Origin of the sequence: Burkholderia seminalis DSM 23518 (assembly GCF_902832885.1) — a bacterium.
GTDB classification, from domain to species: Bacteria; Pseudomonadota; Gammaproteobacteria; order Burkholderiales; family Burkholderiaceae; genus Burkholderia; species Burkholderia seminalis.
Genome location: NZ_CADFDK010000007.1, coordinates 253051 through 268511 on the forward strand (window position 1 = coordinate 253051; position 15461 = coordinate 268511).

Below are 15461 nucleotides of genomic sequence, written 5' to 3' on the forward strand. Positions count from 1 at the left end.
GCGCCGACCGCGCCCGCCGTCGAGCGCGGATTGGTGCAGCGCGCGCAACACGATGCGTCCCCGTGCGTGGCTACCGCGCACGGATGCACACCCCTAAGATGATTTCGCGCGGCGCCCTGCCGCCCACGACACCCGCGCCATGCGGGCCAGCCTCTTCGTCGCCAGGAGAAATCATGACGCAGCGTCTCGACTACATTCAACAGTCCCCCGAGTTGTTCCGGAAACTCCTCGAACTCAGCAACCTGCTGCGCAGCAGCGCGATCGAGGAATCGATCCGGGATCTCGTGTCCGTCCGGGCGTCCCAGATCAACGGCTGCGCCTTTTGCCTCGACATGCACGTGAAGGAAGCGCGCATCCACGGCGAGCGCGAACTGCGCCTGCATCATCTGGCGACCTGGCGCGAATCGACGCTGTTCTCGCCGCGCGAGCGGGCCGCGCTCGCATGGACCGAAGTGCTGACGACGCTGCCCGCGCACGGCGTGCCGGACGATGTCTACGACCGCGTGCGCGGCCAGCTCTCCGAGAAGGAATTGTCGGACCTGACGTTCGAAGTGATGGCGATCAACGGCTGGAATCGCGCGAACGTCGCGTTCCGGACCGTGCCGGGCTCGTCCGACAAGGCGTTCGGGCTCGACAAGGCCAACCTCGCCTGACGGCCGCCCCCCTCTCTCGCTGCCGGCCGTCAGCCGGCGGCCCACCGGAAGCCACCACCATGATTCGCATGAAACACGTGATCGCGTCCGCGCTCGTCGTCGCGGCCCACGCGACCGGCGCCGTTCGCGCGGCGCCCTCGGCCATCGTCACGCCGCTGATGACGAAGCCGCTCGACGCTTACCCGGGCAAGGAAGCGCAGATGATCTCGGTCGAGTACCCGCCCGGCGCGGTCGACCCCGTTCACCGCCACCACGCCGACGCGTTCGTCTATGTCGTCGAGGGGTCGATCGTGATGCAGGTGAAGGGCGGCGAGCCCGTCACGCTGAAACCGGGCCAGATCTTCTACGAGGGTCCGGACGACCTGCACACGGTCGGACGCAACGCGAGCCGGACCCGACCCGCGAAGTTCATCGTGCTGCTGTTGAAGGACAAGGGCGCGCCCGTGCTCGTGCCGGAAAAATAGCCGGCCCGCACGCCGCCGCGACCTTTTTGAAAAAAATGCGGCGGGCGGTGTCACAGGCGGCAGCGCTGAAACGTCTAGTCGCATACGGACACCACGATTCCAGCGCCTCCATGCCCGATACCTCCATCCGCCGCCCCGACGCCGACGATCCATTCGCGCGCAGCTTCTCGACCTGCTATGCCGGCGTGGTCACGTTCCTGGCCGTCGTCACCGAGGGCAGCTTCGCGCGCGCCGCCGATCGCCTCGGCGTCGGCCGCTCGTCGGTCAGCCGTCACGTGCAACGGCTCGAGGACCGGCTCGACGCACGCCTGTTCCAGCGCACCACGCGCAGCATGTCGCTGACGCGCGAAGGCGAGCTCTTCTACGAAAACTGCCGGCCCGGCATCGAGCATCTGGCGCAGGCGCTCGAGGACATGCGCGAGCTGCGCAGCGGACCGCCGAGCGGGCACCTGCGCATCGGCTCGACGCCAGGCTTCGGCCGCAAGGTCATCGCCCCGCTGCTGCGCGATTTCCATGCACGCTATCCGGACATCACGCTCGACCTGCTGTTGAACGACCGGCCGGCCGATTTCTCCGCCGACCGCATCGACGTCGCGTTTCGCGACGGTCGCATGGAGGACAGCGCGATCGTCGCGCGCCGGCTGATTCCGATGCAGATGATCGTCTGCGCGTCGCCGTCGTATGCGCACCGGCACGGCTTGCCGCGCCACGTCGACGAACTCGCGCGGCATCGCTGCATCAACCTGTGCACCGCGTCGGGCCGCGTGACGGAATGGGAATTCAGGATCGACGGGGTGACGCAGCAGCGCCAGCTCGCCGCGCATCACACGTTCAACGACATCGATCTCGTCGTGCGCGCGGCGCTCGACGGGCTCGGCATCGCGCAACTGCCCGCGTACCAGGTGTGCGACCTGCTCGCCGACGGCCGGCTGGTGAGCTGTCTCGGTCAGCATGCGCCGGACGACGGCGGCCACTATCTCTGTTACCTGAGCCGCAAGCACCTGCCCACGCGCATCCGCGCGTTCATCGACTACATGATCGAGCAGACGCGTGCGCGCGACCTGCAGTGCCCGACGACGATGACGACGATCGCGCCGCTGGAGACGATCGATTGATGCATTCGCGGCAACATGATGAGGGCTTGCGGGACGCTGGCGGATCGCGCGGCGCATGCCTACGATGCGGGCTGTTCGACCGGCATGCCGATACGGCGGTGCACCGCTCGGCAAGGTCCAGGCCCCGTCGCGCGAACGCGCTGGGCGCCGGTTTCGGCACATTCAAGCGGCGTGCATGTCGCGCGCCCGTTCAAGGAGAGCAATCGTGCAAATCGTCGTGATTGGTGGTACCGGCCTCATCGGCAGCAAGGTCGTCAGGAACCTGATCGCACGCGGCCACGACGCGGTGGCGGCAGCGCCGTCGACGGGCGTCGATACGATCACGGGTGCGGGACTGGACGCCGCGCTCGCCGGCGCGGAGGTCGTCGTCGATCTCGCGAATTCGCCGTCATTCGAGGAAGCGGCCGTGAAGGCGTTCTTCGAGGCGTCGGGGCGCAACCTGTTCGCCGCGGAGCGCGCGGCCGGCGTGCGTCATCACGTCGCGTTGTCGGTGGTCGGCACCGACCGACTGCAGCAGAGCGCGTATTTCCGCGGCAAGATCATCCAGGAAGACCTGATCCGCGCGGCAGGCGTGCCGTACACGATCGTGCGTTCGACGCAGTTCTTCGAATTCGTCGGGGCGATCGCTCAGGCCGGCGCGCAAGGCGACACGGTCCGGTTGACCACCGCGCACTTCCAGCCGATCGCCTCCGACGACGTCGCGGCCGCCGTGACCGACTTCGCGCTCGACGCGCCGCGCAACGGCATCGCCGAAATCGGCGGCCCCGAGCGCGTGCGGATCGCCGATCTGGTCGAGCGTTTTCTGTCGGCCACGCACGACGCGCGCACGGTGACGCGGGATGCGGACGCCGACTACTTCGGCGCGGTGCTGCAGGACGACACGCTCGTGCCGGCGCCCGGTGCGCGCCTCGGCGCGACGACCTTCGACACGTGGTTCCGGCAGAACGCGCTCGCGCGCTGAACGCCGCCGCCGGATCGCACACCATGACGCCGCTGCGCCCGCCGCCCCTCTCGCTGCTCGACCGGTATCGCGGTCGGGAACCGCAAACGCTGTACTCGACGACGGTGACCGTCACGGGCGGGACGGCGGAGCACGGCCGCGCCTCCGGCGTCGCGCGTTCCGACGACGGGCGCCTGGATGTCGAGCTGCGCCTGCCGCCCGCGCTCGGCGGGCCCGGCGACGGCCCGAACCCGGAGCAACTGTTCGCCGCGAGCTATGCGGCGTGCTTTCACGGCGCGCTGAGCCTGCTGGCTGCACGGGCCGGCGTGTCGATCGCCGGGGCATCGGTGTCCGCATCGATCGACTTCTGTCGCGATCCGGTGGACGGGCTGTTCATGCTGAACGCGAACATTCGCGTGCGGCTGCCGGGTGTCGAACGCGCAGTGGCGGCGGAGCTCGTGCGCAATACGGAGCGCTTCAGCCCGTATACGAAGATGGCGCACGAAGGGATCAGTCATGTCGTGGCGCTTGCGCCGCCGGACGAGACATCGCAGCGCTGAGCGAAAATGAAAACGCGGGGCCCGCCGCATCGCGCAGCGGGCCCCGCGCCGGTAACGCAGGTCAGTGCTTTTCGTCGAGCTTCTTCGGCTTCGGCGGCGACGGCACCTTCGCGTACTGGAACGCCGGCGTGGCCTTCAGCGCTTCCTTCGTCGCGCCCGGCAGGTAGATGTTGCCGTTGCGCACGTCGAGCGACGCGATCGGCACCGCGACGTCGTGCGCGGCCACGCCGAGGAAGCCGCCGGCCGACACGATCGCGGCCGACACCGAGCCGTCCGGCGCGACGATCAGGTCGCGCACCTTGCCGACTTTCTGGTTCTCGTCGTTGTACACGGTCTTGCCGAGCACGCTCTTCTTCACGCTCCAGCCTTCGAGCAGCGCCTGCGACTGCTCGACGGTGACGCTGATCGGCTGCGCGCCCGCGATCTGCGCGTGCGCGCCGACGCTCGACGCGAGGACGGTTGCTGCGATGAGGGTCTTGTAAAACTTCATATGCGTTGCACTCCGGTTCGGTTGTTGTTGATTCCGGGGACGAAGCGGCGCGGGCGCAACGGCTGATCGGTGAGCGCCCCGCGCTTCGTCGGTCGCGTGGCGGCCGGCCGCACCGCCACGCCATGTGTACGTGACGGACCGGCGCAGCCGGGCCGCAGCGTGCGACACGGCTTCATGGTAGCGGCATTCGGCGGATCGTGCGCCCAGGGTGCAACGTGACACGCCGGACGAGCCGGATCAGGATCAATGATCGTGCGGACAGACCGGGCGGGCGGCGCGGAAAAATGGCATCGATGCCCGTCGATCAGGACAACCTCACGGATGGTCCCCCGATCTTCGCGGCGCCTCGAACGGCGCGGCCGGCGCCGCGGCGCCACGCGGCGTCACGCATTCCGCGAATAGGTGCGCCGGTGCCGCACGGCATCGGCCAGCACGTCGAGCACCGGCTCCGTCTGCGCCCAGCTCAGGCAGGCATCGGTGATCGACACGCCGTACTTCAGCGGCACGCCCGGCTTCAGGTCCTGGCGCCCGGCTTCGAGGTGGCTCTCGACCATCACGCCGACGATCCGATGTTCGCCCTGCGACAGTTGCCGCGCGAGATCCTGCGCGACGTCGACCTGCCGGTCGTGCGACTTGTTCGAGTTCGCGTGCGAGCAGTCGACCATCACCTGCTCGCGCAGCCCGGCCTTGCGCAGCACCGCGCAGCATGCCTCGACATGCTCGGCGTCGTAGTTCGGGCCGGTCTTGCCGCCGCGCAGGATCACGTGCGCGTCGTCGTTGCCGCGCGTCTCGAAGATCGCGGCCATCCCCATCTTCGTCATCCCCATGAACGCATGGCTCGCGGCGGCCGCGACGATCGCATCCGACGCGACCTGCACGCCGCCGTCGGTGCCGTTCTTGAAGCCGATCGGGCAGCTCAGGCCCGACGCGAGCTGCCGATGGCTCTGGCTCTCGGTCGTGCGCGCGCCGATCGCCCCCCACGCGATCAGGTCGGCGATGTATTGCGGGCTCAGCAGGTCGAGGAATTCGGTCGACGCCGGCAGGCCGAGCGCATTGATGTCGAGCAGCAGCTGCCGCGCGGCGCGCAGCCCTTCGTTGATGCGGAAGCTGCCGTCCAGGCGCGGGTCGTTGATGTAGCCCTTCCAGCCGACCGTCGTGCGCGGTTTCTCGAAGTAGACGCGCATCGTGATCAGCAGGTCGTCCTTCAGCGCGTCGGCGGCGGCTTTCAGGCGGCGCGCGTAGTCGAGCGCCTGGTCGTGATCGTGGATCGAGCACGGGCCGACGACGAGCAGCAGCCGGTCGTCGCGGCCGTGCAGGATGTCGCCGATCGCGCGGCGCGTGTCCTCGACGAGCGTCTGCGTGCCGGCCGGCACCGGCAGCTCGTCCAGCAGCAGCGCCGGCGAAATCAGCGGGCGCACGGCGCCGATGCGGACGTCGTCGATGCGCGTGGTGTCCTGCGTCGCGTCGGCGCTGCCTACCTCGCGATCGTGGGAAGGATTGTCGAGGTTCTGCATGGTGATTCTCCGGGGGACGTCTGGAATGATGGGCAGGCTCGATTATGGCACCCGGAGAAGGCGGCAGCGGGGGACGGCAGGGGAAGGCGGACAGTCGTCACACCGGTCACGCGACCGACGTCGAAACATCGTAAAAAAGGGCGACCCGAAAAAGATCGCCCGGCCATGCATCCAGTCGTACGCCGTCGCGCCTAATGCAACGTCTCGGGCGCCAGCGAGTTGCTCGGCAGCAGCGACGTCAGCCAGCAATTGCTCGGCGCGGCTTTCCCGTTGAAGCGGTCGTAGAGCCAGGGCAGCATCCCGGCCACCCACGGCACGATCGCGCCCGCATGCTCGAGCGGATACTCGGTGTACGTGACCCGCGTGCCGCTGGCGCAGAACTTCTGCGCCAGCGCGCGCACGTCGTACGCGAGCATCACGCCGTCGCCCACCTGGCTGCTGAAGGTGCCGTCGAGCGCCCCGGCCGTGCCCTGGCCGATGAACATCGGGATCGTCGGCGACGCGGCCAGCCCCGCATTCACCTTGTTCGCATACGTCACGTACGCCGGGATGCTGTTGATGTCGTTCGCGTATTGCGGCTTGAACAGCGTGCCCCAGCGCAGCCCCGTGTACTTCGGCAGGATGTACGCGAGCGACTGGTTCTGGATGTCCTTGAACACGGCCACGCCGGTATCGCTGAGATACGGCGTCAGGTCGAAGTCGTAGCCGCGCACCAGCCCGGCGAGCGCCGCCGCCGCGACGCCGCCCCACACGATGCTGCCGTCGACGTAACGCAGGTTGTGCGCGGGATCGACCAGCACGCCGCCTTCCGCCGCGCCGACGAGCTGCTTGTTGACGTCGGGCGCATAGCTCGGCGCGAGCTGCGCGGCCCAGTTCGTCGCGATCGCGCCGCCGGAATAACCGATCATCGCGACCTTGCTCGACGGATTCAGGCCGGTCGACGGCGTATTGAGCGCCGCACGGATCGAATCGAGCGTCGTCATCCCGTATTCGGGGCCGGCCGCGAAGTCTGCCGTCTGGCCTTCCGTATCGGGCACGATGATGTTGTAGCCGAGCAGCAGCAGCGTCGACAGCGGGATCGATTCCGCGCTGTAGAGCAGCGTGCCGACGTTGATGACCTTGGTCACGTCGCGGTCGCCGGCGATCACCTGCGACGGCTCGTCGTACGGGTTCAGCGAATCGTAGGCCGACTGGTACGAAATGGCGTGGCCGTTGCTGACCTGGCTGCGAATCACCGACGTCACGTTGACGACGGGCTGGTTCCGCGCGTTGTTGGTGCGGTACAGCAACTGCTGCGCGGTCACGGCGGTCGGAATGCCGGCCACGTGATAGGTGACGCTGCGCGTCTTGAGCACCGTGCCCGGCGGAATCGACGCCAGCGGCGTGGTGCCGGTGTACGTGTAGAACGGATCGGACACGGTCGGCGCGGCGGCGCCGGCCGACGGTGCGGCGATGGCCAGCGCGGCGCACACGGTGGCCGCGACGGTCATGAGTCGTCTGGAGGACATGGGTGGGGGCCTCTGGGATAACCTGCTTTCATCGAAGGAAGTTCGGCGGTATTGCAGACCATCGTGCCTGCCGCATCAAAACCGTTTCCGTGCCATCGACTGTCTCCTGTGAGTGAATGATCCGGCCTGTTCTGAACCTGTCGTTTTAGTAGGAGTACAAACCGGATTCATTGAAGCACAACGCGAACGCGTTCGACGCGCGTTTTCGATTGTTTGAAGGTAAACGTCTAAAACCCTCGCCGGCCGACGCATGCGCACCGGCCGTTCGGCCGACTGTTCGCGTTTTGCCGGGGTACCGTACGATCGGCGCTGTCCGGTAACGAAGCGGCCCGTCGCAGGAGGCGGTCCGCGCCGTCCACCGCCTGCTCTGCAACCGTTCGCTCCCCGCCCCACGGACTCGCCACGATGACCGTATCCGAACTGCTCAGTGCCATCCGCCAACCCTACGCCGACCTGCTCGCGAAAGCGGCCACGCGACCGTCGGTGATCGTCGAGCCGGCCTACCGGAAGGCCGACGGCACGCTCGCCACTGAAGGGCCGCTCGCGCTGCCGTGCCGCGCCGACACCATCGCGGCCGAAGGCGAAGCGGCCGGCCGGCCCGTGATGATCGATTCGACCACGCAACTCGATTTCGACCCGTTCGAGTTCGACCTCGAAACGGCAGCCGTGTCAGTCCGCCCGTTCGTATGGGACTGGGTCGTGATCGAGGCCGACGGTCTCGACGAAAGCGCGGCGGCCGATGCGTTCAAGACGTGGTTCCTCGCGTGGTTCGATGTCGACGACGAGAACGATCCGGCCGAAGACGGGCTGCACGGCATCGTGCATTACCTGTCGGAACCGGTTCGCGCGGAACACGGGTGGCGCGTCAATGCGGATCTCGGCTCGGCGCCCGAGACGGCCGTCGAGGATCTGCTGTTCCGGCTCGTCGATGCAGGTGCGACGCGGATCAGCGTGGGTTGAAATGGCGCATCGTCGTTCACATACGCTCATGAAGAAAGCGCTCGCGCTGCTGATGCTTTGCATCGCATTGCCCGCCTCGGCCGAAGTGAGCACGAAAGTGCCGTGCTTCCGGACAGCCGGCGGCCAACCCGTGCGCGTCGAACCGCGCATGTACCACGACGACGTCGCGAAATGGTCAGGTGGCATCGTCCGTCATGCGAAATCGAACACGGCCATTCCGTTGCCGTTCAAGCACCGGGACGCGGAAATGCTGGCAGCCGACCGGTCGTATCAATACACGACGACGTGGTGGGGAATGGTCGACGGCACGATCGACGGCGAATACGAAATGATGAGCCAGGGTGCGATGGTCTATTCGATCCCCTACACAAACGCGCGCACGGGCAGGAAAACCGATTTCGCGTGGGCGCCGGATATCGACGCTTCGGCGAAATCGGGGCGCCGCTGGTAGCGAGGAGCGCGTTGCAGGCTGTCGGTCAGCCGGCGTCGCCCGGCGCGTCGACGTCGATGCCGAGTTCGCTCGCCATCCGCTGAACCAGCGCATTCAGTCGCGCCACTTCATCCGCGAGTCGCTTCTGCTCGGCCTTCAGCGCCTCGAACTCGGAAGGCGGCACCGAATCCGCGCCGCCGGCCTCCGCGCTGGCGAAATCGGCCACGTTCACCTCGCCGCACATCAGGTGCATCCAGCGGTTCTCGCGCGCGCCCGGTGCGCGCGGCAGCCGGACGACGAGCGCCGGCGCGCGCGCCGCGAGTTCGTCGAGGAACGCCTCGACCGACGAGATATCCGCGAAGCCGTGCAGGCGCGCGCTGTTCAGGCGCAGCTCGGCGGCCGTCTGCGGGCCGCGGAGCAGCAGGATCGTCAGCAGCGCGATCGCCTGGCTCGGGATGCCCAGCACGCGGTTCATGTTGTGTTCGAAACGCGGCACGCGGCTGCTGCTGCCCTCCATCACGAGGCTCAGGTGCTTCAGCCCGTCGAGCGCGGTCGTGACCTCGTCCTCGCTGACGTTCATCACCGGCGCGCGCGCGGTTTTCTGGTTGCAGCCCGCGGTCAGCGCGTTCAGCGACAGCGGGTACGTATCCGGCACCGTGTGCTGTTTCTCGACGAGCACGCCGAGAATGCGGGCCTCGAGGGGCGTGAGTTCGCGAAGGGCGCGTGGCGTGGGCGTATCCGGCGTGGTGTTCATGAGTGGCGTCGCAGCGTGCAGCAGGTGAAGGGAAACGATCGCGGCCCGTCCGGCATCGCGCACGGGCGAGCCATATGATAGCTCGCGACGCACGGCCCGGCGGCGCGCGCTGCGCCGGCGCGCGCACTTGCCGCAGCGGGCTGTCGTCCAGCCTGTCGGCGCGCCCGATACCGCGCGGCAACGCTTGCGCGCACGCACCGGCATTTGCGCGATACACATGCCGGCGCTACGATATGCGTTCACCCCGGTATCCGTGGCGCCGCACACGATCGTCTTCGCCCGCCGATGCCACGCGTCGCCCGTCCTTATCGTGCTGCCGCCGCGCATGCACGCCGCCCGTCAACACCGTTCACGCCTTCACCGGTTCACTGCCATGACTGCATCCTCTTCCGCGCCGCACGTGCGCGCCATCGTCACCGGACACACGCGCGGCCTCGGCGCGTCGCTCGCCGAACAACTGCTGCTGGAAGGCGTCGCCGTGCTCGGTGTGTCGCGCAGCCGCCATCCGTCGCTCGCGTCGCAAGCCGGCGACCGCTTCTCCGAAGTCGAGATCGACCTGTCCGACACCACGGCCGTCGCAGCCTGGCTCGCCGGCGACACGCTGCGCCGCTTCGTCGACGGCGCGTCGCTCGTGCTGCTGTTCAACAACGCAGGCATCGTCGATCCGATCGGCCCGCTCGCCACGCAGGATCCGGCGATCGTCGCGCGTGCGGTCGGCCTGAACGTCGCGGCGCCGCTGATGCTGTCGGCCGCGCTCGCGCAAGCGGCTTCGGCCGCGACCGAATGCCGGATCCTGCACCTGTCGAGCGGCGCGGCCCGCAACGCATACGCGGGCTGGAGCGTTTACTGCGCGACCAAGGCCGCGCTCGATCACCATGCACGCGCGGTCGCGCTCGACACGAACGGCGCGCTGCGGATCTGCAGCGTAGCGCCGGGCGTCGTCGACACGGGCATGCAGGCGACGATCCGCTCGACCAGCGAAGACAACTTCCCGATGCGCGAGAAGTTCGACGAATTGAAATCGAGCGGCGCGCTCGCGACGCCCGAGGCCGCCGCACGCCAGCTGATCGGCTATGCGCTGAGCGATGCGTTCGGCGCCGAGCCGACGGCCGACGTGCGGAACCTGTAATCGACATCGCCCCCCTGTCGACGGACGGAAAGGAGTCGTCGGATCAGCGGCCGCCCGCGAGGCCGCGTCCGGAGCGCCACCGGGCAAAGACGATAGAATCCCGCTGGTATTTCACCCACGGAAACCTCCTTGATGGTCACGAAGGCCGCCGCACCGTTCCAGCAGATCAAGACGCTCGTTCGCCAGAACGTCGAGTCCGGCGACTGGCGCCCGGGCGACCGCATCCCGTCCGAGCTCGATCTCGCCGCGCAGTTCGGCGTCGCGCGCATGACGGTCAACCGCGCGCTGCGCGAGCTGACCGAGGAAGGCGTGCTGAAGCGCATCGCGGGCGTCGGCACCTTCGTCGCCGAGGTGAAGCCGCAGTCGAACCTGCTGATGATCGCGCACATCCGCGACGAAATCCGCGCGCGCGGCCACGAATATCGCTGTCGCGTGCTGAGCCGGGCGAGCGAGCCGGCGTCGTTCGACGTGGCGGCCGCGTTCGGGCTGCCGGTCAATACGCCGGTCTTTCATGTGGTGTGCGTGCACGAGGAAAACGGCCGCCCGATCCAGCTCGAGGACCGCTACGTGAACCCGGCCGCGGCGCCCGGCTTCATCGACCAGGATTTCCAGACCGAGCCGCCGTCCGAATACCTGTACAACAACGTGTCGCACTACGAACTGGAAATCGAGCACGTCGTCGACGCGTCGCTGCCGACCGTCGAGCAGGCGCGGCTGCTCGACATGCGCGCCGACGAGCCGTGCCTCACGCTCACGCGCCGCACGTGGACCGACGGGCTGCCCGTCACGTTCGTGCATTTCCTGCATCCGGGCAACCGCTACCGGCTCGGCTCGCGCTTCAAGCCGGGCGCCGGGCGCCACCCGACCTGATCTTTCCCCGTACGCGCCAATGGACACGGCGGCCGTTTCATGACGAAACGGCCGCCGCGTTCGTTCGCCGCGCCGGTCAGATCGCGCCGACCTGCCCCGCGCCGCGCGACCACACGACCGGAAACAGCGGATGGTCGAGCGGTGCGCCGTCGGCCAGCTGCTCCGCGAGCCCGGGGAAGTCGGGCGACGTTTTCCAGCGGCGCGGCGCGTGACGGATATCGTCGCCGACGAAGCGGATCGAGAACGCGCGCCGGCGGTTCCGCGTGCCGCCCGACGCATGCAGCGTGAGCATCCGGAAGCACACCATGTCGCCGGGCTCGAGCGCCCAGCGGCGGATCGGGAACGCCGCGCGGTCGGCTTCGATATCGGGCAGGTCGGCCAGGGTGCCTTCCGGGAACCACTTCGCTTCCTTGTCCATGAACGTGCGCGGCATCAGCCACGGCCCGCGATGCGAGCCCGCGACGAATTCCAGCGTCGATTCGAGCGGCACCGGATCGACCGGAATCCACATGCTGACGTTGTCGTCGCCTTCGATGTTGTAGTACGGCTGGTCCTGGTGCCACGGCGTGCGCTGCCGCGTGCCGGGCTCCTTCACGAGCAGGTGGTCGTGATGCAGTCGCACGCGCCCGGTTCCCATCAGCGCGGCGGCGACCGACGGCGCCGGCGAGCGCACGATGAAGTCGCGATACGCGTCGTTGTGCTGCCAGTTGCAGAAATCCTCGAAGAACCAGCCGGGATCGTCGGGCCGGCTCGCGACTTTCGCGCGCGCGCTCGGCCGGGCAAGATTCACGTCGATGCCGGCCCGCAGCGCGGCCACTTCGTCGGGCGAAAAGATGCCCTTGATGCAGACCGCGCCTTCCTCGCGGAACGCGGCAATCAGTTCGGGCGTCACGGCTTGCGCGACTCGATCCTGGATACTCGTCATGGTGTGCCTGTCCATTGAATGAATCACCGGGTCACGGCGCCGAAGTCAGCTGCTGCTTCGCGCCGTAGATGTCGAAGTCGAAATATTTCGCGGCGATCTTCCGGTATGTGCCGTTCGCGCGGATCGCGACGATCGCGTCGTTCAGCCGCTTCTTCATGTCCGCGTCGCCCTTGCGCACGCCCATCGCGACGCCGTAGCCGGTGATCCGTGCGTCGGTCACGTCGGGGCCGGCGAACGCGTAGCCCTTGCCGCGCGGCGTCTTCAGGAACGAGTAGCCGGCTTGCGTCTTGTCCTGGAAGGTCGCGTCGAGGCGGCCGTTGACGAGATCCTGGTACACCTGGTCCTGATTCTGGTAAGAGACGATCGTCACGCCCCGGGTCGCCCATTCGGCCTTCGCGTACGCCTCCTGGGTCGTGCCCTGGTCGATCCCGATGCGCTTGCCCGCGAGCGACGCGGCGGTCGGCAGCAGCTTCGAGCCGACCGGCGCGACGAGCGCACCCGGCGACGCATACAGCTTGTTCGAGAAGTCGATCTGCTTGAGCCGCTCGTCGGTGGCCGTCATCGCCGACATGATCACGTCGAACTTGCGCGCGCGCAGCGCCGGAATCATCCCGTCGAAGCCCTGCTCGACCCACACGCACTTCGCATGCAGCTGCTCGCAGATCGCATTGCGCAGGTCGATGTCGAAACCGGCGAGCGAGCCGTCGGGCTGCTTCGCCTCGAACGGCGGATACGTGGGGTCGATGCCCCAGCGGATCGTCGACGTGTCCTGGGCGAACGACACGAGCGGCGCGAATGCCAGCGCGGTAACGAGGAGCGTTGCAGTGCAGTTCATGGCGGGTCCTTGCAGGTCTCGACGCGGCGGGCGACGCCGGCGTCCGGTGGAGGCGCCGCGCCGGAGAGCCGGCGCGGTGCGCGAAAGGCGGGGCTTCGATGAGACTGGGATGCAGTCTAGACCGCCTAAATTTCGAGTGCAAGCAGGGGAAACAAGGGAGCGCGATGGACCGACTGGAGATGAGGACCAGGGAGGCAGGGGAGCCTTCGATTCAACGCATTTCTATGCGGAATTCAGGTGCTCCCGTGCGCGACACCCGTCCGCGACGAAACGCAAGAGATAGCGGTCTATACCGGTAGCCGTGGCGATAGGTTGCCCGATGTTTCATCGAACCTGCCGGTCACGCGCCCCATACCGCAGTGGACTTCCGCGGCGATCGTCCGACCGCGCGGGACTTGTTCGACTTGTGCCTGGTCATCGAGCGGGAGCCGGCAAGCTTGATCGAAACCGCTGCGTTTCCCGTTCGGCATCGCGACACGTTTCTGCGTTTGCTCAACGAGCCTCGCACGTTCGTACGACCGCGGTTCGACGACATCCGGACATTCGGCTACACGCCGTCGTTCGACTCTTGTGTTGAACTCGCCGACGCCTTCCTGCGAAAACTCCCCGGCGGCACGCCCGAGCCCAAATCGCGCCGCCGCTAACCCCGGCCGCGCCCGCATCGATCAGCCTGCGCACCGTCTCGACATGACCGCGTTCGGCCGCCGGATTCAATGCGGTGTCGCGATACCGGTGCGTGCCGCGCAGGTCGGCGCCGGGCGCGAGCGTCATCCGCAGGATGTCGTCAGGCGCCTCAAAAGCCCGCGAAACGCGCCGCCCCAAGTCCGGCCAAACCGCGATTGCCCGCGCCGTCCGCGCATGTTAAAAGTCGTCGCATGCATGTGGAAATGCAATGCTCGAATCCGCAAAAGTGCAAAAATGAATAGACCCCTGTTCGACCTCGACCTGCTGCGCGCGCTCGTGATGGTCGCCGACTGCGGCAGCTTCACGACGGCTTCCGCGCGCCTGCATTCGACGCAGTCGACGGTCAGCCAGAAGGTGCGCCGGCTCGAGGAAATCGCCGGCCACCGCCTGCTCGATCGCGGCACGCGCGATGTCCGGCCGACCGATGCGGGCGTGACGGTGCTCAGCTATGCGCGGCGCATGCTTGCGTTGAACGACGAAATGCTGGAAGCGTTGTCGGGCGCCACGGTCGCGCTGACGATCCGGCTCGGCGTGCCCGACGATTTCGCGGCGGGCCGCACGACGCACGCGCTCGCGGCATTCAAGCGCGAGCATCCGCAGGTCAAGCTCGAAGTGACGTGCGGGCTGAGCCGCGACATCTGCGCCGCGTACGATCGCGGCGAACTCGATCTCGTGCTGATCAAGCAGCGGCGCGACAGCCGCGAGGCCGTCGTGCGCTGGCCCGAGAAGCTGCGCTGGATCGACAGCGCGAAGCATCCGTCGATCGATCTCGACCCGGTGCCGATCGTCGTGTTTCCGCCGCGCGGGCTCTATCGCGACGACATGATCAAGGCGATCGAGGAGCGCGGGCGCCGCTGGCGCATCAGCTTCACGACGTCGAGCCTGAGCGGCATCCAGGCGGCCGTCGCGGACGGGCTCGGCATCAGCGTGCTGCCCGCGCGCGTGGTGACCGACGAGCACGTCGTGCTGACCGCGAAGCAGGGCTTCGCGCCGATCGAGAACATGGATATCGCGATCCTGCACCGGCCGACGGCCGACCCGATGGTCAGCGAGCTGACGAAAGCGCTCGCGGCGATGCTGGAACTCGAGGGGCGATAAGCCGCGCGGATTTCATCCGGGCGCCACGCACGGGGCGCACTGCCCCGTGCATGTCAGAACATCGTGTTGCCGTTCGCGGCCTGCTCGGGCACCGGCTGGTTCACGTCCCAGTGCTCGACGATCTTGCCGTGCTCGAGCCGGAAGATGTCCATGATCGCGCTGCCGCGCGTGCCGGGTTCGCGCACCGCGTGCACGTGCAGGATCACGTAGTCGCCGTCGACGAACGAACGCTTGATCTCGCTGTGCGACTGCGGATAGGTGTCGCGCAGAAAGGCGACGAACTTGCGGAAACCGTCGCGGCCGTCGGCCGCGTTCGGGTTGTGCTGCACGTAGCGATCGCCGACATACGCGAGCGCGGCGTCCGCATCCTTTTCGTTGAGGCCTTTCTCGTAGAACGCGAGCACCGTCCGCCGGTTGGCTTCCTGCCGCGCATCGGCCGGATCGGCCGCCACCGCGTGCGCGGCCGTCACGGCGAACAAGGCCGCCGCCGTCCATCGTGCGGCCCGTGCCGCTGTCGTGCGTCGCATCGTCG

At 67.9% G+C, this 15461-nt stretch carries 18 protein-coding genes and 1 pseudogene; 11 read left to right on the forward strand and 8 right to left on the reverse strand.

What is annotated here, in order from left to right:
• Window positions 1–173: 173 nt before the first annotated feature.
• From HWX00_RS22750 to HWX00_RS22770, 5 genes are all read left to right on the forward strand, one after another.
• Window positions 174–653, forward strand: coding sequence for a carboxymuconolactone decarboxylase family protein (locus HWX00_RS22750; protein ID WP_059559175.1), 480 nt, complete (start codon window positions 174–176; stop codon window positions 651–653).
• 59 nt (window positions 654–712) lie between these two features.
• Window positions 713–1117, forward strand: coding sequence for a cupin domain-containing protein (locus HWX00_RS22755; RefSeq protein ID WP_175027397.1), 405 nt, complete (start codon window positions 713–715; stop codon window positions 1115–1117).
• A gap of 110 nt (window positions 1118–1227) precedes the next feature.
• Window positions 1228–2232, forward strand: a complete 1005-nt coding sequence (locus HWX00_RS22760; protein ID WP_049034435.1) for a LysR family transcriptional regulator — start codon at window positions 1228–1230, stop codon at window positions 2230–2232.
• Between the two features lie 205 nt (window positions 2233–2437).
• Window positions 2438–3193: an SDR family oxidoreductase gene (locus HWX00_RS22765; RefSeq protein ID WP_175027396.1), complete on the forward strand. Its 756-nt coding sequence runs from the start codon at window positions 2438–2440 to the stop codon at window positions 3191–3193.
• A 23-nt stretch (window positions 3194–3216) separates the two neighbouring features.
• Complete coding sequence (locus HWX00_RS22770) at window positions 3217–3732, forward strand: Ohr family peroxiredoxin (protein WP_049034434.1); 516 nt, start codon at window positions 3217–3219, stop codon at window positions 3730–3732.
• Window positions 3733–3793: 61 nt separating this feature from the next.
• On the opposite strand, the gene HWX00_RS22775 is transcribed toward HWX00_RS22770, so the two are convergent.
• The 3 genes from HWX00_RS22775 to HWX00_RS22785 form a co-directional block, all read right to left on the reverse strand.
• The gene (locus tag HWX00_RS22775; protein ID WP_034187621.1) at window positions 3794–4222 is read right to left on the reverse strand and encodes a PRC-barrel domain-containing protein; all 429 of its coding nucleotides are present in this window, start codon (window positions 4220–4222) and stop codon (window positions 3794–3796) included.
• Between the two features lie 383 nt (window positions 4223–4605).
• Window positions 4606–5736 (reverse strand): 3-deoxy-7-phosphoheptulonate synthase, encoded by a 1131-nt coding sequence (locus HWX00_RS22780; RefSeq protein WP_059559179.1) that lies wholly within the window; start codon window positions 5734–5736, stop codon window positions 4606–4608.
• Between the two features lie 191 nt (window positions 5737–5927).
• Window positions 5928–7244, reverse strand: a complete 1317-nt coding sequence (locus HWX00_RS22785; protein ID WP_175027395.1) for a lipase family protein — start codon at window positions 7242–7244, stop codon at window positions 5928–5930.
• Window positions 7245–7649: 405 nt separating this feature from the next.
• Here HWX00_RS22785 and HWX00_RS22790 point away from each other — a divergent pair, with 405 nt between their 5' ends.
• Both HWX00_RS22790 and HWX00_RS22795 read left to right on the forward strand, forming a co-directional pair.
• A complete protein-coding gene (locus HWX00_RS22790; RefSeq protein WP_175027394.1) occupies window positions 7650–8204 on the forward strand; it encodes a hypothetical protein in 555 nt (184 codons plus the stop codon).
• 28 nt (window positions 8205–8232) lie between these two features.
• On the forward strand, window positions 8233–8655 hold the full coding sequence (locus HWX00_RS22795) for a hypothetical protein (protein WP_049036790.1): 423 nt from the start codon (window positions 8233–8235) through the stop codon (window positions 8653–8655).
• A gap of 25 nt (window positions 8656–8680) precedes the next feature.
• Here the strand turns inward: HWX00_RS22795 and HWX00_RS22800 are convergent, their stop codons facing one another.
• A complete protein-coding gene (locus HWX00_RS22800) occupies window positions 8681–9388 on the reverse strand; it encodes a YceH family protein (RefSeq protein ID WP_034187617.1) in 708 nt (235 codons plus the stop codon).
• A 373-nt stretch (window positions 9389–9761) separates the two neighbouring features.
• On the opposite strand from HWX00_RS22800, the gene HWX00_RS22805 reads away from it, so the two are divergent.
• Together HWX00_RS22805 and hutC are read left to right on the forward strand one after the other, a co-directional pair.
• Window positions 9762–10517, forward strand: coding sequence for an SDR family oxidoreductase (locus HWX00_RS22805; protein WP_175027393.1), 756 nt, complete (start codon window positions 9762–9764; stop codon window positions 10515–10517).
• A gap of 132 nt (window positions 10518–10649) precedes the next feature.
• Window positions 10650–11387, forward strand: a complete 738-nt coding sequence (gene hutC / locus HWX00_RS22810; protein ID WP_034187615.1) for a histidine utilization repressor — start codon at window positions 10650–10652, stop codon at window positions 11385–11387.
• 76 nt (window positions 11388–11463) lie between these two features.
• Here the strand turns inward: hutC and HWX00_RS22815 are convergent, their stop codons facing one another.
• On the reverse strand, window positions 11464–12312 hold the full coding sequence (locus tag HWX00_RS22815) for a phytanoyl-CoA dioxygenase family protein (RefSeq protein WP_175027392.1): 849 nt from the start codon (window positions 12310–12312) through the stop codon (window positions 11464–11466).
• A 31-nt stretch (window positions 12313–12343) separates the two neighbouring features.
• A complete protein-coding gene (locus tag HWX00_RS22820) occupies window positions 12344–13147 on the reverse strand; it encodes an ABC transporter substrate-binding protein (protein ID WP_175027391.1) in 804 nt (267 codons plus the stop codon).
• Between the two features lie 359 nt (window positions 13148–13506).
• Here HWX00_RS22820 and HWX00_RS22825 point away from each other — a divergent pair, with 359 nt between their 5' ends.
• A complete protein-coding gene (locus HWX00_RS22825) occupies window positions 13507–13791 on the forward strand; it encodes a hypothetical protein (RefSeq protein ID WP_175027390.1) in 285 nt (94 codons plus the stop codon).
• A 4-nt stretch (window positions 13792–13795) separates the two neighbouring features.
• On the opposite strand, the pseudogene HWX00_RS36935 reads toward HWX00_RS22825, so the two are convergent.
• Window positions 13796–13930: pseudogene (locus tag HWX00_RS36935) on the reverse strand (ankyrin repeat domain-containing protein); the annotation flags it as partial.
• Between the two features lie 135 nt (window positions 13931–14065).
• On the opposite strand from HWX00_RS36935, the gene HWX00_RS22830 reads away from it, so the two are divergent.
• Window positions 14066–14929 (forward strand): LysR family transcriptional regulator, encoded by an 864-nt coding sequence (locus HWX00_RS22830; protein WP_059559191.1) that lies wholly within the window; start codon window positions 14066–14068, stop codon window positions 14927–14929.
• A gap of 53 nt (window positions 14930–14982) precedes the next feature.
• Here the strand turns inward: HWX00_RS22830 and HWX00_RS22835 are convergent, their stop codons facing one another.
• A complete protein-coding gene (locus tag HWX00_RS22835; protein WP_069705662.1) occupies window positions 14983–15456 on the reverse strand; it encodes a nuclear transport factor 2 family protein in 474 nt (157 codons plus the stop codon).
• Between the last annotated feature and the right edge of the window lie 5 nt (window positions 15457–15461).